Genomic DNA, 17,664 nt, shown 5'->3' with positions numbered 1-17,664 from the left:
GCAGGACGATGAACACATTCACTCGCGCCGAAGTCGTCGATCCGATCACGACCGAGGTGATCCGCAACAAGCTCGAAGGCATCGCCAACGAGATGGAGCTGACGCTGCTCAAGAGCTCGTTTTCGCCGATCGTGAAGGAGGGGCTCGACACCTCCGCGAGCCTCTTCACGGTCAACGGCGAGACCCTCGCCCAGGCGTGCGCGATTCCGGTCCACCTCGCCACGCTGATCCCGGCGCTCAGGACGATGGTGGAGAAATATCCGATACCCACTATGCGCGAGGGGGACGCCTACATCCTGAACGATCCATACTGCGGCGGCACGCATTTGCCCGACATTGCGATCATGACGCCGGTGTTCCATCGCGGGCGCGTGATCGCATTGAGCGCCACGATGACGCACCACGGCGACATCGGCGGCTTTTCGCCGGGGTCGCTCCCGCCCGCAGCCACCGAGATCTACCAGGAAGGATTGCGGATTCCGGCGCTGAAGTTCCGCATCGCTGGCGAGTACAACGAAACGCTGGTCGCCATCCTGCGCCAGAACAGCCGCTTGCCCGATACGCTCATGGGTGATCTCAACGCGCAGCTCGCGGCATGCACCGTGGGTGCGCGCCGGCTGCAGGAGCTCGCCGACCAGTACGGTGCCGAGTTCCTCATGGCGGTGTTCGAGGAGCTTCTGGACCGCTCCGAAACGATGACGCGCCAGGCGCTCGGCACGATTCCCGCAGGCTCCTATCGTTACGTGGATCACCTCGACAACGACGGCATCCACCTCGAAACGCCCGTGCGCATCGAGGTTGCGGTGACCGTGCGCGACGGCGCCATCGAGTTCGACCTCGCGGGGACCGATCCGCAGCTCGACGGCCCGCTCAATTGCGTACCCTCGGGCTCGCAGGCCGCAGCCTATTTCGCAGTGCGCGTGCTGACCGATGCGAGCATCCCCACCAACGGCGGTTGCTTCCGGCCGGTCAGCTTGAAGCTGCCGAAGGGCTCGCTCGTCAATCCCGAGGAGCCGGCCCCGGTCAACGCACGCACGTCCACGATCAAGCGCATCGCGACCTGCATGGTGAGCGCGTTGGCCTCCGTCCTGCCCGACCGGGTGGCCGCCCCGTCCGCCGGGACCTTGCTTGTGGTGGCATTTGCCGGACGGCGGGCGAGCGGCGAGCGCTTCATCGTGGGTGAGCTCATCGCCGGCGGCAGCGGAGCCGCGCGCGACCGGGATGGCGTCGACGTGGTCGACACCGACGCGAGCAACTGCATGAACCTGCCGGCCGAAGCGCTCGAGATGGATGCGCCGCTGCGCCTGCATCGCGTTGCGCTGCGCACGGATTCGGGCGGGGCAGGACAGTATCGCGGGGGCTTAGGCGTCATCCGTGAGTACGAAGTTCTCGCCGACGGCGTGACCTTCACGCATCGCGGCGAGCGGCATTTCAGCGCGGCCCCGGGTCTGGACGGCGGGCTGCCGGGGGCTTCGGCGTATTCGGTGATACGTCGCGCCGACGGACGCGAGGAAGTGATCCCCTCCAAGGCGCTCACCGTGCTCAACAAGGGCGATCGCGTGATCGTGGAAACCCCGGGTGGCGGAGGCTACGGCAATCCGGAGCGGCGCCACGGCGTCGCAGGCGATGTCGCCAACGGCAAGGTGAGCCCGGCGGCCGCACGCCAGCGTTACGGGCTTCGCTGAACCGGGGTCAGGTCTTGCTTGTTGCAGATGGGGCGCGCAGGTGTCCTTGCCTCAGTTCACGCTGGCTCCGGAAGCCTTGACGACCGGCGCCCTTGAGAGCTTTCGGTCGATGGTACCGCTCAACCAGCGCACGGCAACGGATCTCGGGCGCCTCATCGCCGCCAAGCAAGCGAGCGCGGTCGAAATCGCGCAGGCCTGTCTTGCCCGGATCGAAGCGCGCGACAAGGACGTGCAGGCATGGGAGCACGTCGATCGCGAGGGCGTGCTCGCGCAGGCACGCGCTTGCGACCGCACAGCGCCGCGCGGTCCGCTACACGGTATTCCTTTCGGCGTGAAGGATGTGATCGACACGCACGATATGCCCACGCAGTACGGCTCGTCCATCTATGCAGGCCATCGGCCGCGTGCGGACGCCGCCGCGGTGGCCTTGCTGCGGGAGGCGGGCGCGGTCCTCCTGGGCAAGACCGTCACCGTCGAGCTTGCGGGCTTTCACTGGTCGCGAACGCGCAACCCGCACGATCTGGAGCATACCCCCGGCGGGTCTTCCAGCGGATCGGGGGCGGCAGTGGCGGATTTCATGACCCCCCTGGCGCTCGGGACGCAGACGGGCGGTTCGACCTTGCGGCCTGCTGCGTTCTGCGGGGTGCTGGGGTACAAGCCGAGCTTCAATCTCGTGAACCGCGCAGGCATGAAGCCGCTGGCAGAGTCGCAGGATACGATCGGACTTTTTGCTCGCAGCCTGAGCGACCTCGCACACATGCTTTCGGCACTCACCGCGTGCGCGGTCCCGCCGCTGACGACATCGGCTGCTCCGCGCATCGCGGCTGCCCGCATGCCGGCCTGGCCTGCGCTCGATCCGGCCATGGAGCGTGCCTTCGACGAGGCTTGCGCCCGCCTCGCCCGTGCCGGCGCGCCGGTCGCCGAGCTTCGACTGCCGCAGCCGTTCGTCGATGCCTTCGTTGCGCAACGCCAGGTGAACGACTACGAAGCATGGCGCGGTTTTGCTCACGAGCGGATGCATCATTGGGCGCAGCTTTCGTCGAGCCTGCAGGCACGGCTCACGCATGCCGCACGCTGCACCTACGAACAGTACGCGCGGGCGCAGGATGTGATCTTTCAGTGCAAAGCGCTGCTGCGGGAGCTGTTCGCGCAATACGATGTGCTACTCACTCCAAGCGTGCCCGGAGAGGCACCTCGCAGCCACGAGAACACCGGCGACTCGAGCTTTCACCGAATATGGACGGCATTGCATGCGCCGGCGCTGAACCTGCCGGCTTTCCATGGCCCGAACGGCCTGCCGATGGGATTACAACTGATCGGCGCCTACCGGCGCGACGCCGCATTGCTCGCGCATGCCGCGTGGATCGAGCGTGCGCTGAGCGATTGAGCGAGGAGGATTCGACGGCGCGGTCGACCCCGTCCGACGTCACGCAGCCCGCAACCCAGCCCGCGGCCTTGCACCGCGCGCACCGCGGCATCGATCTCGGCCAGTTCCGCGGGCTCGAACGGGCGAATCCAGTCCGTCCTGTTCCGCAGCTCGGCGCCCGTCCAGGCGCAGGCTCCTTCGATGGGGCGATGTTTGATGGCGTGCATGCCCTTTTCCTCCGGTCGCGCTGGGTGCCGACATTTATACACCGATTGCCGCGAAGGTGCTCGGGCGTGCTTTCGGCCCGGGTGTGTTACTTGCGAATGGACGACCGGCACTCGGAGGACAGCATGCGTCGACACACTCTGAAAGCGGCGCTGTGTGTAATCGCGGGCTGTAGCTTGGCGCTTGGCGTCGGCAAGGCCGACGCATTTTCCGAGATCGTCGTATTCGGAGACAGCCTTTCCGACGATGGCAACGTCTACCGTCTCACTCAAGGCTATCCCAACAATCCGTTGCTGCCGTTTCCACCGGATCAGCTTTATGCCGATGGCCGACAGTCCAACGGGCCCGTCGCGGTCGAATATCTAGCGCAGCGCCTGAGGACGCCCCTGCGCAATTTCGCCCAGGCGGGCGCGACGACCGGCACGGCCAACATCTGGGACGATGGTGCATTGGGCGAAGCGCCGGGAGCGCTCGGCCTGTCCGGCATGCGCTCCCAGGTTCAGAGCTACGTCGCGCAAGCGGGTGCAGCCGATTCGAACGCGCTCTACGTGCTTTGGGGTGGACCGAATGATTTCGTGTCGGGCCTTGCCAATCCCGGCACCTTCGATCCGGTCGCCGCGATCGCCAATGCCGTGACCAACCTGTCGAACGAGGCAGGGCAGCTCTATGGCAATGGTGCACGCCACTTCCTGATCCCCAACATGGCGGACTTGGGGCTGACGCCTCGGGCAACGTCCGCCGGGTTGAGCGCACCGGCGACTGGCCTCACGATGTCCTTCAACAACACTCTGGATGCGGCGCTGAGCGGTCTGCGCGCCAGCCTTGCGGGCGCTACGATCCACGGCCTCGATACCTTCGGGCTGTCGCAGGAAACCTTCGCCGAGTTTTCCGGCGGAGATCCCGGCGCTGCGGAAGTCACGCTGGCTTGCCTCTCGGTGCCGGCGTGCGCAGGCGATCCGCAGACGCAAGCGACCTTCCTGTTCTGGGACGATCTTCATCCCACCACGCAAATCCATTCGATCCTCGGGGGCGAGATGGCCGCAGCGGTGCCCGAGCCGGAAATCTGGGTGCTGTTCCTTGCCGGGCTCGCGCTGGCGGCCTGGCAACGCAGGCGCAGCTTCGGCTAGCCCGGATATTTCATCCCGTGCAGGCCGATGATCAAATTGGAGGTGGCGATCATTAGCTCAATCACTTCGTTACGCAAAGCATTTGGTTTCGATCCGGGCCGGCCTGATGAAATATCCGGGCTGGCTGCACGCTCGGATGCAGTCATGCGACGAGGCCGATCGGCGCCCTTTACCGAGCTTTCGGCATGCGCTTGGAATGCAGCGCCGCGGCGAGTAAGCTAATGCCCGCGCGGGACAGTCGCATTGTTCGAGGGTGCTGAAAACCCGACCTGCGCTCAATTCTTTTGGCGAACTTCCAACGGGGGCGCTGCCATGGCAATCAGGAAACTCGGTCACGTCGGCATCTGGGCCAAGGATTTCGACCAGGTGCGCGATTTCTATTCGAACGTTCTCGGCCTGCACATTAGCGACCAGACGGCCAACGCCGCATTCATGACGTCCGATCCCGAGCGAGAGCATCATGAATTCGTCGTATTCCGTGCGACCCAGCCCGGACAGCATACGAGTGTGCAGCAGGTGTCGTTCAGCTGCGAAAAGCTCGAGGACGTCATCGCCTACTACCGCCGGTTCAAGGAGAACAACGTCAAGTTCTCCCGCATCACCTCGCACGGCAACGCGGTCGGACTGTACTTCTACGACCCGGAAGACAACCATATCGAGGTGTACTGGACCACGCCGTTCCAGGCGCGGCAGCCTTACGGCGTTGCCATCGACATCAACCGTCCGGTCGACGAGATCCTGCGGGATATAGAAGCCGACGTGAAGATCCACGGCGCGACCGGCCATCGGGATCCGGAATCTTTCGAGAAGCAGCGCGAGCAGTTCCAGCGCGACGGCATCCGCTGCTGACCGAGCCGCGCCACCTTGGCGTACTTGTCGATCTTCCGCTTCAGGTGCTGCGCATAGACGTCGGGCGGGCTGCCAATCGGTGGCCCGCCTATAGCGCCAGTGCCTGCCGCAAGTGTTCCAGTGAGGAATTGCCGCCCGAGCAGATGAGCGCTACCTTCCTGCCGCGTAGTTCTGCACGCATCCGATAGGCCGCCGCCAGCGGCGCCGCACCGGCGCCTTCCGCCAGCGTGTGAGCGCGCTCGATCATCCATACCATCGCTTGCCGGATCTCGTCGTCGCTCACCAACACGAAATCGTGCAGGTGTTCGCGCATGACGTGCTGTGTGAGCTCGGCAGCACTGCCGGTTGCGATGCCCTCGGCAAAGGTGCGATTGGGTGCGGCGACCAGAGCCTGCTGCTTCCAGGATTCGTAGCCCGCGGGCGAAGCCTCCGACTGCACCGCGATCACCTGCACGAGCGGGTTGATGCCGTGTGCGGCAATGCACGCGCCAGCGACTCCGCTACCCATGCCCAGTGGAACGATTACCACTTCGATGTCCGGCTCCTCCAGCAGGATCTCCAGCGTGTGCGTTCCCACACCTGCGATCAACAGCGGTTCGTTGGCGGCGTGCACATAGCGATAGCCATGCTGACGGGCCAAGGACTCGCAGTGCTGCACGGCCTCCTCGAATTTTGCGCCGTGAAAGATGACCTCGGCGCTCATGCCTTGCATGGCGGCTACCTTGCCCGGATTGGCGCCTTCCGGTACCACGATCAGGACGCGCGCACCGAACAGCTGACCGGCATAGGCGATGGACTGGCCGTGATTTCCGGTCGAAGCGCTGATCAATCCGCGCTGCCGTTCGGCCGCGGTCATTTGCGCAACCAGATTGACGCCGCCGCGTACCTTGAAGGCGCCGACCGGCTGATGGTTTTCGTGCTTGACGTACGCCCGCGTGCCAAGCAGCTCGTTCAATGCCGGGTAGCTGTACAGCGGCGTCGGCCGCAGATAGGGCGCGATGCGGCTGCGCGCGGCAAGCACGTCGCGAAATACGGGCAGCGGATACTCGTTCATGGAGTGAGTATCCTCTCATCTCCATCGAGAACGTGGCAAGGCAACCGTCGTGACGTTCCTGCAAGGGCGCAGTCGATGCCTTCAGCGAGCCTCGGCCGCCGCGAGCACCGGGACATTGCGCCGTCTCAGCACCCAGTAGCCGACGATGAGGCCGACTGGCACGCAGGCGAGCCAGGCCAGCTGCCGGTCGGGATGCAACAACGCCAGGAGCGCGCAGGCTGCGAGCCCGACTCTCACCGGCACGTCGATCGCGGCACGTTGCGCGAACCTTGCCTGGATGCTGAAGGTGATGCCGACGGTCGCGGTTGCGATCAGCAACATCGCTCCGATCTGCGCCCAGCCGGGTTCCACCACCAGCTCCGGGCGCGTAAAGACGCCGGCCATCAGGATGAACAACGAGACACAGATCGTCAGGGCGTGGTAGAGCGTGTGCATGAAGGAGGTTTCCGCGATCTTCGAGGTTACCGCGGCCGATACCGACGTGGGTGGCGTCACCTCGCCCCAGACCGCGACGAAGAACGCGAAAAAGTGAACGACCCATGGATCCACGCCGATCTTGATGAACGGCGGCACGATGACGAGCGCGGTGACGATGTAGGTCGGCGCCGGCGGCAGCCCCATGCCGAGCAACGCGCCGAAGAAGAAAGCGACGACCACCATCGCCGCCAGGTTGACTCCCGCCGCCGCGATCAAAAGAGAGCCCACCTTGGTCGGCACACCGGTGATGACCAGCGCGCCGGTCATGATCGACAGTGTGGCCAGCAGCAGCGTCAGATCGGCGGTCATCTCGGCAAAATAGTCGACGAAGCGCCTGAGCGTGCCGGCGAGATTGCGCCAAGGCCGGCCGGGTGCGCGCGCGGTGGCGATCACGTGCGCCACCACCAGGGCGCCACCGACGCCGAGAAAGACATAAATTGCGGCGAACATGGGCGCCAGGTGCAATACGGCCATGATGCCGATCAGCCCGCCGACGACCGCGACGAAGGCGCCGATGTTGGTCCAGTCCGACCAACGCATGACCTCTGCCACGACGGTGCCGAGCTGCGCACGGTAGCGCGTCGAGAGCAGGTAGACCGATACGCTCACGCCAAGGTAATAGATGATCGCCGGCGCATAACCGCGCGCGACTACGTCGAAATAGCTGCGACCCAGGAATTCCGCCATGAGGAAGGCGGCGATGCCCATCACCGGCGGCATCAGCTGGCCGCCGAGCGACGAGGCGGTCTCGATGCCGGCCGCAACCGGTCGCGGCATGCCGGCGCCGATCATCGCCGGGATGGTCGCCGAGCCTACGGTGATCGCATTGGCGGCGCCGCTGCCGCTCACAGTGCCCACGGCCATCGAGCCGAGCACCGCGGATTGGGGCAGGGCGTGCGGCGAGCGCACGGCAACCTGCTTGGATAGCCTCAGGATCGAGTCCACGCAGCCGAACGCGCGCAATGCGGCGAGCACCAGGATGAAGGAGCCGATCAGCGTCAATGCGAGCTGCGGCAGGTTGGAGAAGACGCCAGTGGACATCTCCACGCTCATTGCGCTCGCAATGCGCTCCCAGCTCAACCCCGGATGAAAGAACATGCCGGGCACCACCGAGCCGTACACCGCGTAGAGGATGAGGAAGATGTTCAGCACGAACAGCGCCATGTGGCGCCGGCGCGTGTACTCCATGATCAACAGCGCCATCAACGATCCCATGATGAGATCGGGCGCGCTCCACACGCCGGCGCGCACGGTGCCGATTTCCTCGTACTCGACGAACATGTACACGGCCACGGCGAGCGAGATGGCGATGTAGACCGCCGCGATGAGCCAACTGACGATGGGCGGCAGCCGCGGATACAGGTCGTTCTTGCGCAGATCGTCCAGCGTCATGAGCACGAAGGTGACCGGCACCAGCACCAGCGCGAGCAGCACCGGCCCGCCCTCGGCGGTCCAGTAATAGACGAACAGGTAGACGAAGAAGCAGATCGCCGTCAGAAGGTAGAGACCGTTGGCGATGGCGTGCTGCCGCGGCGCGGGCGCGCTAGAACCAGGCTGGGCGGAGGTGGCATCCATGCGAATCTCGGCGGCAGGCGCGCGCGCCTGCCGCGAATTTCAATTCAACGTCGAGGGGTCGGCTACTTTGCGACCCGGGCGTCCCACTTCGCGTCCCAGACGCCCTTCTCGCGCATGTACTTCGCAAGCCCCGGGTGCACCGGCACCAGGTTCACCGACGACTCGACGCCGCGGCGCTGGAAGCCGGCCATATCCTTGGCGATCTGGGCGAACGAGGCATCGGCCTTGGCCAGCTCGGCGGCGTTCTTCTCGACCACCTTGAGCATCTGGTACACGTCGGCTTCGGGAACATCGAGGCCGACATGGTAGCCGTAGTAGAACGGCATCAGGATCGCCTTGTCGGCATGGATGTCGCGCTTGAACACTTCATGCTTGACCTCGATCACCGCGAAGCCGGCTTTCTTGAGCGCGGCGACTTCCGCCGCACTCGGGTTGACGACCGCCCAGTCGGTGGTCAACGAGGCCTCGGCGATCCACGGCGGGATCGAGGCTTCGCCATTGGTGTACAGGCCGAAGCCATCGATGCGGCCGCTTTGCAGCAACGACCCGGCGGCGGACAGGTCGACCTGGCGGTAGTTGTACTTGATGCCGAGCGTCTCGAAAATCCGCTCGAGCTGGGCACGGGTGTCCCATGGCGGCATGCCGGTGAAGAGCGCCTTGCCCGCCAGATCGTGCCAGCTCTTGTACTTGTCCTTGTCGCGCACGTGCACCGCGATGCCCATGTCGGTGGTGAACACCCACAGCGACTGCAGCGGCTGGCGCTTGATGTTGCTCTTGAAACCCTTGAAGCGCTTGATGTCGTTGGCCATCTCGTAGAAGGCGATGTCGGAGCCGTAGTAGCCCTCGAACTGGCCGGTGGCGTAACCCTTGACCGACACGATCGCACCCGGCGTGGGCTGCACCGTGATCCGGTATTTCGGCATCTCCCGGTTCAGCAGCTCGGCGAACACAACCAGCCCCTTGTGCCCGGCCGAGCCCACCGCCGAGGTGCCCCAGGGAATTTCCTTGACCTGCGCCCACCCCGCAGCACTCCACAACGCCGCCAGGGAAGCGACCAAAACAACGAACGAACGCCGCAACATTGCCGAATCCTCCTCCATGATGTCGAGAGCCGCTGGTGGCTCTCCCGCGTGCCCATTGTAGTGTGGGCGCGGCGCAGGGGATAGAGGGCGAGGAACAACGTAAGCTGAGAGGTCGGTCCGGCACAGGGTCTTGGCGCGACGAGTATGAAAACGACATCGAGAGGAAAGAGGCCATCCCGGCATCAGGCGCGAAGCGCTTGCCCTGTGCGAGACCGGCGGCTTCTCAGCTCGCGCCAACACCGGTCGCCTCCGGTCGCTTACTATTCAGTACCTGCTCAGCCGAGGAGATCCGCATGCCGTTCTACGAAAGAGGTAACGCCCGCATTCGTTACGAGCAAGCCGGTTCCGGCTTCCCGCTGTTCATCATCTACGGCGGAGGCCTGGACTCGAAGGTGACCTACGCCAACGGCCCCTTCGACGCGATGGCCGAATTCAAGGGCGAGTACCGCTGCATCGCCATGGATCTGCGCAACGCCAACGGTGGCGAAACGACCGGCCCGCTCGATACCGAGCAGCCTTGGAACATGCATACCGACGATCAGCTCGGGCTGCTCGAACACTTGGGTGTCGAAATTCCTCACCCGGATGTACGGCGACGTCGACTTCGTGCTCACCGTGTCGCGCGATTTCGTACGCAACTGTCAGACGCCGCTGCTCGTGCTGCCGGACAACACGCCGCCTCATCCCTATGCCACCGCCATGGAAATGGCGCGGCTCGCGCCCAACGCGCAGGTGAGTCTCTTTCCGTGGAAGGATACGAAGGAGAACACCGCGTTCGCGGTACGGCACATCCGGACTTTCCTGCAGGCGCATCGGCCGAATTGATTGCCCGGGCCGGTCGGCCCCGCGAGGGCCCGCGCGTGCCTGTGCAATGTCGTGACAGATTTTCCAGAGGAGCTTTCCGCATGCCTTACACGACCACCGCTTCCGGCCTGCAATTCGAGGATCTTGTCGTCGGTTCGGGAGACGCGGCGGCAGCCGACCAGCATGTCAGCGTGCATTACACCGGTTGGTTGTACGAGAACGATCAGATCGGAGCCAAGTTCGATTCGAGCAAGGACCGGGGCGAGCCGTTCGATTTTCCGCTCGGCGCGGGACAGGTGATTCGCGGCTGGGACGAGGGCGTGGCCGGCATGAAGGTCGGCGGGACGCGTCGGCTGATCATTCCGGCTGCACTCGGATATGGCGCACGCGGCGCGGGCGGGGTGATTCCGCCGAATGCCACGCTCCTGTTCGAGGTGGAGCTGCTGGGGGTCTGACGAGACGTTCGCACCATGGGAAGCGATCCGATTCAGAAGCCGCAGCCGGCGGCGACAGTGATGTTGTTGCGCGATGGCGTGCGAGGCATGGAAGTGTTCATGATCGTTCGTCATCACCAGAGCGATGTTCACGCCGGTGCGCTGGTGTTTCCGGGCGGACGGGTGGACCCCGAGGATTACGACCTCGCCGGCGATGCGGCGGTGTTTCCAACGCAGGACGGCATGGATGCGGCCACGGCGGCGTTGCGCGTGGCCGCCGTGCGCGAGACGTTCGAAGAATGCGGCGTGCTGCTTGCGCGTGCACGCGGGCAAGGAGCGCTGGTCAGCGCTGCTCGCCTGCGAGACATCGAGGCCACGCACCGTGCCGCGATGACCCGCGGCGGTCGCAGCTTCGGCACCATGCTCGCGCAAGAGAATCTGGTGCTCGCGCCCGAGACGATGGTTTACTTTGCGAACTGGATCACCCCGGAGCGCTCTGCCAAGCGCTTCGACACGCATTTCTTCCTCGCAGCCGCGCCGTCGGATCAGGTTGCCCTGCACGATGGCCACGAGGCGGTGGATTCAGTTTGGATTACCCCCGGCAGCGCGCTGGAACGCGCCCGGGCTGGCGTCTACCAGCTGCGGTTCCCGACGCAGATGAACCTGCAGAAACTCGGCCGCCACGCGTTGTCGGCGCCGGCAATGGATGCGGCGCGTGCAAGCCGGGTGGTGACCGTCATGACCAGGCAGGAGCGGATCGGCGATGGTATGCGCGTCCTGCGACTTCCGCTGGAGGCCGACTACGGCGGCGAGCTGTTCGAGGTTTCCGACCCGCCGTAGCCGTGCAGCCGATGCCGCCCTCCGCCCGAGGCGAGGGCGGCATTCGGCAAGCTGTTACTGCAGCGCCACCTTATGCTCGGTCTTGAAGTAGTCCTTGAGCCAGTCCCACGCCTCGGGCGAGAAAGTGATCGCGTCCTTGATGATGGGCTTGGCCGCATCGCCGACGAACTGCGGATAGCCTTCGATCACCTTGCCGGCGACCTTGTCGAACTCGGGATCCTTGAGGATGTTCTCGATTGCCGTGCGCCAAGCGTCGAGCACCGGCTTGGGTGTGCCTGTCGGCAGGAAGATGCCCTTGTTCATCATGGTATTCATCTTCGATACCGAGATCCATGCGTCGTAGCCGGGCCCGGACGGCTTCTTGCCCTGCACCATCTCGTAGGCTTCCGCAAAATGAGGCAGGTCGAGGGCATTCGGATCGCGCACCAGCTCGCCTTTATCGTTGATGATCCCGGCCGTAAAAAGCGGTACCGCCTTGCCCGCCTTGACCAGTTGCACCGCATTGCCGAGATAGCCGGGCATCGAATCGTAGTTCACGTTGAATTCGCCGCGCTCGAACGCGAGGCGCACCGGCCCGCGATTCAGGCCCCAGACGTGATTGACCTTGAACCCGAGCAAATGCAGCGTCATGATGAAGCGCAGCTCGCCGGAGTTCGCGCTTTGCCCGCCGAACACCAGCTGCTGGCCTTTCAGCTTGGGCAGGTCCTTCGGGCCGGCGATGCCGAGCGACGGTGAGGCGTAGGCGACCATGCCTTGGGGAGAGAGCAGCAGCGGTTCCCACTTGTCCAGCTGGAACTTGACCTTGGACCGATCGAACACGAAGCTGGCGACCGTGGTGGCCGACACGATCATCACGTGGGTGCCGTCCGGTTTCGCGCGCTCCTGGAACTGATTGGCGCCGGGAATCGAGCGCGCGCCCGGGACGTTGCGCACGATGATCGTCGGGTTGCCGGGAAGATATTTCTCGAAGTAGGGTGCGAGCGCCCGGGTATAAACGTCCGAGCCCCCGCCGGGGGCGAACGGCACGATGATCTCGATGCGCTTGCCCGAGAAATCGACCTTCTGGGCGGATGCTTCCGACGCCGACAAAGCGGTGAAGCACGCAACCGCCGCTACAACCAGACTGCCTGTCATCGATAGAAGTGACACTGCGATTTTCTCCTGTTCATGCCGTCTCACCTTCTGGAACGAAATCGGAGACGGGTTCCGAATATTAGACATAAACGGCCATGAACGGGTCGGATTGGAGCCAAACGCGTGCTCACGCCCGCCACCCTCGCTGCCGCGCCACGCCGGCGACCACGAACACGAACACGCGAGGCCGAGCATCAGCCGGCGCTCAGTCTCACGAGACCGGCTTCACGCCGGCTTTCCTGAACACCTTGCCGCGCGTTTCGATCTCGCTGCGGATGAGGTGCTCGAATTCCGCCGGCGTGCTGGGCCAGGAGCGCCCGCCCATCGCAGCGATCCTGTCCTTGATATCCTTCATCGCGGCGATGCGGGTGACTTCGCGGCCGATCTTTTCCACCACGTGGACCGGCGTCTTGGCCGGGGCGAGGATACCGAACCAGCCCTCGTACTTGTACCCCGGCACCCCGGCCGCGGCGACCGTGGGCACGTCCGGCAGCAGCGCGGAGCGTTCCGGCGACGTCACGCCCAAGGCGATCAGTCGTCCCTCTCGCACCAGAGGCAAGGCGGCGAGAATCGGCGGCACCGCGTAATGGATGCGCCCCGATACCGTGTCGGTAATGGTCTCGGGCGTGCCCTTGTAAGGCACGTGCACCACGCTGATCTTCGCCGTCTGCGCGAACAACTCGCCGCCGTAGTGCGTTCCGCTGCCGATGCCGGAGGATGCGAACGTCAGTTTGCCGGGCTGACTTTTCGCCATGGCCACGAGGTCCTTGACCGATTTGACGCCGAGCGACGGGGCAACTACCAGCAGCAGCGGATTGGCTGCAATCAGCGAGATCGGAATGAAATCCTTGTGCGGATCGTAAGGCAGCTTGGGATAGATCGAAGCCGAGCCGGCGAACGCCGAGGAGTTGAGCAGTAGCGTATGGCCATCGGGCGTCGCGCCTGCGACGATCGCGGTGCCGATCGTGCTGCCCGCGCCGGAGCGGTTGTCGATCACGACCTGCTGGCCCCAGGCATCGATGAACTTCGTGCCGTACATGCGCGCCAGCAGATCGGTCGCGCTCCCCGGCGTGAACGGCACGATGATGCGGATCGGTTTGGTGGGATAGTTCGAGGTTTGAGCCGGTACGGAGGGTGCGGCAACGACGGCAGCGACGAGCGGCAAAATATGTACGAAGGAACGCATGACGAACTCCTTCTCGCTGGCAGGTTAACCGGAGGCAGCACGAACCTTTGCGAATGGACGAAACGAGCCGGCAACATACGCCCGCCGGCCGCAAATGGAAAGCGGCCGCAAAACGGCAAGCGGGCGCAAAACGGCAAGCGGGCGCAAAACGGCAAGCGGTCGCGTTCGGCTATGCGTTCGGTCTATCATTGCCCTTCCCCCGCGTCGCCACATCGCCATGAATCAACATCTCCCCATCGCCGTCGTGCTCTCGACCGGCGGTACGATCGCTGGCCGCGGCGGTTCGACTATGAGCTTGTCGGAATACAAGGCGGGTTCGCTGCTCGGCCAGGAGCTGGTAGAAGCGGTCCCGGAGCTGGAACAGTTCGCACGCGTGCGCGTCGAGCAGATCTGCAATGTCGGCAGCTCGAATATCACGTTCGCGCATTGGCGCACGCTCGCGCAACGCATCGATGCGATATTCGCCACCGAGCCGCAGGTCGCGGGCGTGGTGATCACGCATGGCACCAGCACCATAGAAGAGACCGCGTATTTTCTCGATCTGACCGTCGGGCATGATCGCCCGGTCGTGCTGGTCGGCTCTCAACGTCCTCCCACCGCGTTGAGCGCGGACGGTCCGCTCAATCTCGTCAATGCCGTGCGCGTCGCGGCGTGCCGCGATTCCCGCGGCCGAGGCGTGCTGGTGGTGCTGAACGACGAGATCAACGCCGCACGCGACGTAACGAAGAGCAACACCTACCGGTTGGAGACGTTCCGCTCCGGCGAGCTCGGCTTCCTTGGCTACGTCGATCAGGACAAGGTGGTGTTCTATCGCTCGTCCGACAAGCGGCACACCGTGCGCTCGGAGTTCAGGCTGGACACGATAGGAGAAGCGTTGCCGAAGGTCGAGATCGTCTACTCGTGCGTCGAGGCCAGCACGCCGCTCATCATCGACGCACTGCAGAAGGCCGGCGTGCGAGGCATCGTTTTCGCGGCCACCGGCGCCGGCTCGCTCTCGGAGCGGGAGAAGGAAGCCGTGAGGCAAGCGATCGCGCGCTCACTCGGAACGGTTTTCGTTCGGGCGAGCCGAGTCGGCAACGGGCGTGTCATCGGGCGAGCGGAATTCGATCAGCTCGGTATCGTTCCCGCCGACAACTTGAGCCCGCAGAAAGCCCGCATACTGCTCATGCTTGCGCTCGCACGAACGAGCGACCTGGACGAGCTGAGACGAATCTTCTCGCAGTATTAGCGCCGCGCTTTGATCGATCGCAAGGCGGCCGGGCGCCTTGCGATTCAAAGCGCGACTGCGAAACAGCAGCATTCATGCAGACCATGGCCGGCATCACAACCGGCATCACGGAGAGAGCAATGCGTATTGCAGTCATCGGTAGCGGCGGGGTGGGCGGCGCGTTCGGCGCGGCGCTGGCGCAGGCAGGGGCGGACGTGACCTTCCTCGCGCGCGGGGCGCATCTGGAAGCGATGCGAGCCAACGGGCTGCGGGTTGTAAGCCCGCGCGGGGATAGGCACGTCCATCCGTGCAAAGCAACCGATGACCCCGCCGCAATCGGCGTCGTGGACGTGGTGCTCTTCTGCGTGAAGCTTTGGGACGTCGAAAGCGCCGGCGCGGCGATCAAGAGCCTGGTCGGACCGGATACAGCGGTGATTCCGTTGCAGAACGGCATCGATGCGGCCGAGCGCCTGATTCCCATTCTGGGCAGCGACGCGATCATGGGCGGCGTGGCGCAGATCAGCGCGACCATCGATCAGCCCGGCGTCATCCGCCAGACCGGCACGTTCATGAAGATCGTGTTCGGCGAGCTGGACGGACGCGCGAGCGAGCGCGCAACGGCGTTTCAATCGATGTGTCAGAAGGCCGGCTTCGACGTGACGCTCACCGACGCGATCCAGACGGCGCTGTGGGAAAAATTCGTCCTGCTCGCGGTGAACAGCTCGGTGGTGTCGCTGATCCGGTTGCCGTTCGGCAAGCTGTCCGAGGATGCGGATGTGAGGGCGTTGTTCAGCGCGAGCTTCGCCGAGGTCATCGCGCTGGGTCGTGCGCTGGGCGTGAAACTGCCGCCCGACATGCAGGCCCGGATGGAAAAGGCAACGCACAATTTTCCGCCGGCGATGATGCCCTCGATGGCGGTCGACCTGCTGCGCGGCAACCGCCTCGAATTGCCGTGGCTCGGCGGCAAGGTGGTAGCCCTGGGCAAGCAGCTGGGGATGCCGACCCCGGTGTTCTCGGTGATGTACGCTGCGCTGAAGCTGCATGCGAACGGGGCGCCGAACTAGCCCAACTTCCAGCGCGCCGTGTACGAACTGCCATGCCTCCTGCGGGCCGCTTGGCGCAGGCAAAAAAAGAGGGGCGCGATGCCCCTCTTTCCCATCGTGGCTTGACCGCCCGCCGGTTATTTCTTCACGCCCTTGGCCATGCCGAGCTGCGTGAGGATCTGCTCGTAAGCCTTGTTCTCTTCCGCGAGCGCCTTGCGGAACTCGGCCGAAGGCGCGTAGGCGTCGAACCACTGGTACTTGGCGAGGATCTTCTTCCACGAATCGCTCTTGACCAGCTTCGGCAGGGTCTGATCCCAGTACTTGACGGCCTCGGCCGGAATTCCCGGCGGCGCGAACAGGCCGCGCCAGTGCAGGATGGCGAGATCGATGCCCATCGAGCGCCATGTCGGCACGTTGGCGAAGTCTCCTGAAAGCGGCTCGGGCGCCGAGATGGCGATGAGCCGCACCTTGCCCGCTCGCGCCTGCTCCATCGCTTCCGACAAGCCGGTGGAGATCACCGGAACATGACCGCCGAGGAGCTGGATCATCAGATCGCCGCCGGCCTTGAACGAGACGATCTTGACCTGCTTCGGATCGATCGCCTGCGCCATCGCCGCGCGCAGGATGTTCATCTGGTCGTTGCTCGGCACGGTGCCCACGCCGAAGGTGACCGAGCCGGGATCCGCCTTGACCTTCGCCAGTATGTCCTTCGCGCTCTTGTAGGGCGAGTCCGAGAGAACCGCCCATACCAGGTACTCGGTGATCAGCCGGGCGATGGGCGTTACATCGGTATAGGTGAGCGGCGTGGTACCGACGATGCGGTTGGTGTAGATGCGGTTCGACTCGATGTAGAGAAAGTTCGGGTTGCCTTTTTTCTGGTGGATATAGTTCTTGGCGAGATTGCCGCCGGCGCCACCCATGTTGTTGATCACGAACTTTTCCGGAAACAGCTTCTCTTCGCGCAGCGCGCGCTCCAGCGCACGGGCGACGAGATCGAGCCCGCCGCCCGGGTTGCCGGCAGGCACGATCTCCACCGTTCTCGACGGGAACTCCGCGGCGCGTGCCGGGCTGCTCGCGCAAGCGAGGCCCGCGGCGGCCAGAATCAACAGCCGGGCTAGCTTCATCTTCTGCTCCATGAGGTGTGAATATTCGCCGGAATCATATCAGCAGCGGTGTGCCCTTCACATTTACTCGAAGACTCCCCTCCTGCGAAGGAGGGGCGGGACGCGAGCGCACGTCGCGGACGGGGTGGTTGGGTGGATTGCAGCAGTTTCTCTTTTTCACTGCAGACCACACCCCTTGCAGGGCGCGCATCGGTATGCAGGCCGATGCCGTTCGGCCGGCGCGGACCATGGTCCGCGAATTCCCGGCCTCACCCCCGGCGCTTCGCGCCACCCCTCCTTGTGAGCAGTATTAGCCCCGCAGGCGGGCAGGCGCGGTTAAGAAACCTGGTTGGGTTTCTTGAGAGAGGAGGGGAAAGCGCTAGTCGAGTTTCACGCCGACCTCACGGAACAGCTTGCCGATCTTCGCGTAGTCGGCTTTCACGCGTTGGGTGAGCTCTTCCGATGGTGGTGGT

14 protein-coding genes are annotated in these 17,664 nt (G+C 64.5%); 8 read left to right on the top strand and 6 right to left on the bottom strand.

Translation table 11 applies throughout. From position 1 onward, the window contains the following. Positions 1–8: 8 nt before the first annotated feature. From GEV05_12010 to GEV05_11995, 4 genes are all read left to right on the top strand, one after another. The gene (locus GEV05_12010) at positions 9–1,685 is read left to right on the top strand and encodes a hydantoinase B/oxoprolinase family protein (GenBank protein ID MPZ44108.1); all 1,677 of its coding nucleotides are present in this window, start codon (positions 9–11) and stop codon (positions 1,683–1,685) included. A 109-nt stretch (positions 1,686–1,794) separates the two neighbouring features. Then, positions 1,795–3,072, top strand: a complete 1,278-nt coding sequence (locus GEV05_12005; protein MPZ44107.1) for an amidase — start codon at positions 1,795–1,797, stop codon at positions 3,070–3,072. Continuing rightward, positions 3,069–4,403, top strand: a complete 1,335-nt coding sequence (locus tag GEV05_12000) for a hypothetical protein (GenBank protein ID MPZ44106.1) — start codon at positions 3,069–3,071, stop codon at positions 4,401–4,403. The genes GEV05_12005 and GEV05_12000 overlap by 4 nt, the downstream gene beginning before the upstream one ends. A 312-nt stretch (positions 4,404–4,715) precedes the next feature. Beyond that, positions 4,716–5,252, top strand: coding sequence for a glyoxalase (locus GEV05_11995; GenBank protein MPZ44105.1), 537 nt, complete (start codon positions 4,716–4,718; stop codon positions 5,250–5,252). Between the two features lie 88 nt (positions 5,253–5,340). Here GEV05_11995 and GEV05_11990 read toward each other — a convergent pair whose 3' ends face one another. The 3 genes from GEV05_11990 to GEV05_11980 form a co-directional block, all read right to left on the bottom strand. Next, entirely contained in the window at positions 5,341–6,306 is a 966-nt protein-coding gene (locus tag GEV05_11990) for a pyridoxal-phosphate dependent enzyme (protein ID MPZ44104.1), read from the bottom strand. An 81-nt stretch (positions 6,307–6,387) separates the two neighbouring features. Next, entirely contained in the window at positions 6,388–8,358 is a 1,971-nt protein-coding gene (locus tag GEV05_11985) for a TRAP transporter fused permease subunit (protein ID MPZ44103.1), read from the bottom strand. A 62-nt stretch (positions 8,359–8,420) separates the two neighbouring features. After that, positions 8,421–9,680, bottom strand: coding sequence for a TRAP transporter substrate-binding protein (locus GEV05_11980; protein ID MPZ44102.1), 1,260 nt, complete (start codon positions 9,678–9,680; stop codon positions 8,421–8,423). A 665-nt stretch (positions 9,681–10,345) separates the two neighbouring features. Here GEV05_11980 and GEV05_11975 point away from each other — a divergent pair. Together GEV05_11975 and GEV05_11970 are read left to right on the top strand one after the other, a co-directional pair. Further along, a complete protein-coding gene (locus tag GEV05_11975; GenBank protein ID MPZ44101.1) occupies positions 10,346–10,699 on the top strand; it encodes an FKBP-type peptidyl-prolyl cis-trans isomerase in 354 nt (117 codons plus the stop codon). A 15-nt stretch (positions 10,700–10,714) separates the two neighbouring features. Continuing rightward, the gene (locus GEV05_11970) at positions 10,715–11,518 is read left to right on the top strand and encodes an NUDIX hydrolase (GenBank protein MPZ44100.1); all 804 of its coding nucleotides are present in this window, start codon (positions 10,715–10,717) and stop codon (positions 11,516–11,518) included. 54 nt (positions 11,519–11,572) lie between these two features. On the opposite strand, the gene GEV05_11965 is transcribed toward GEV05_11970, so the two are convergent. Continuing rightward, positions 11,573–12,667, bottom strand: coding sequence for a tricarboxylate transporter (locus GEV05_11965; GenBank protein ID MPZ44099.1), 1,095 nt, complete (start codon positions 12,665–12,667; stop codon positions 11,573–11,575). Positions 12,668–12,863: 196 nt separating this feature from the next. Further along, positions 12,864–13,838, bottom strand: a complete 975-nt coding sequence (locus GEV05_11960) for a tripartite tricarboxylate transporter substrate binding protein (GenBank protein MPZ44098.1) — start codon at positions 13,836–13,838, stop codon at positions 12,864–12,866. Between the two features lie 217 nt (positions 13,839–14,055). Here GEV05_11960 and GEV05_11955 point away from each other — a divergent pair, with 217 nt between their 5' ends. Together GEV05_11955 and GEV05_11950 are read left to right on the top strand one after the other, a co-directional pair. Next, the gene (locus GEV05_11955; protein MPZ44097.1) at positions 14,056–15,066 is read left to right on the top strand and encodes a type II asparaginase; all 1,011 of its coding nucleotides are present in this window, start codon (positions 14,056–14,058) and stop codon (positions 15,064–15,066) included. Between the two features lie 74 nt (positions 15,067–15,140). Further along, positions 15,141–16,109, top strand: coding sequence for a 2-dehydropantoate 2-reductase (locus GEV05_11950; GenBank protein MPZ44096.1), 969 nt, complete (start codon positions 15,141–15,143; stop codon positions 16,107–16,109). A gap of 116 nt (positions 16,110–16,225) precedes the next feature. Here GEV05_11950 and GEV05_11945 read toward each other — a convergent pair whose 3' ends face one another. Beyond that, a complete protein-coding gene (locus GEV05_11945) occupies positions 16,226–17,224 on the bottom strand; it encodes a hypothetical protein (GenBank protein MPZ44095.1) in 999 nt (332 codons plus the stop codon). Positions 17,225–17,664 lie beyond the last annotated feature (440 nt).

This window comes from Betaproteobacteria bacterium, from assembly GCA_009377585.1.
Taxonomy (GTDB): Bacteria; Pseudomonadota; Gammaproteobacteria; order Burkholderiales; family WYBJ01; genus WYBJ01.
This window is presented reverse-complemented; position numbering and strand designations above follow the sequence as displayed.

Coding starts and splice junctions, on each gene's coding strand:
- GEV05_12010 (MPZ44108.1), top strand. CDS start 9: ATGAACACATTCACTCGCGCCGAAGTCGTCGATCCGATCACGACCGAG.
- GEV05_12005 (MPZ44107.1), top strand. CDS start 1,795: ATGGTACCGCTCAACCAGCGCACGGCAACGGATCTCGGGCGCCTCATC.
- GEV05_11995 (MPZ44105.1), top strand. CDS start 4,716: ATGGCAATCAGGAAACTCGGTCACGTCGGCATCTGGGCCAAGGATTTC.
- GEV05_11990 (MPZ44104.1), bottom strand. CDS start 6,306: ATGAACGAGTATCCGCTGCCCGTATTTCGCGACGTGCTTGCCGCGCGC.
- GEV05_11985 (MPZ44103.1), bottom strand. CDS start 8,358: ATGGATGCCACCTCCGCCCAGCCTGGTTCTAGCGCGCCCGCGCCGCGG.
- GEV05_11975 (MPZ44101.1), top strand. CDS start 10,346: ATGCCTTACACGACCACCGCTTCCGGCCTGCAATTCGAGGATCTTGTC.
- GEV05_11970 (MPZ44100.1), top strand. CDS start 10,715: ATGGGAAGCGATCCGATTCAGAAGCCGCAGCCGGCGGCGACAGTGATG.
- GEV05_11960 (MPZ44098.1), bottom strand. CDS start 13,838: ATGCGTTCCTTCGTACATATTTTGCCGCTCGTCGCTGCCGTCGTTGCC.
- GEV05_11955 (MPZ44097.1), top strand. CDS start 14,056: ATGAATCAACATCTCCCCATCGCCGTCGTGCTCTCGACCGGCGGTACG.
- GEV05_11950 (MPZ44096.1), top strand. CDS start 15,141: ATGCAGACCATGGCCGGCATCACAACCGGCATCACGGAGAGAGCAATG.
- GEV05_11945 (MPZ44095.1), bottom strand. CDS start 17,224: ATGGAGCAGAAGATGAAGCTAGCCCGGCTGTTGATTCTGGCCGCCGCG.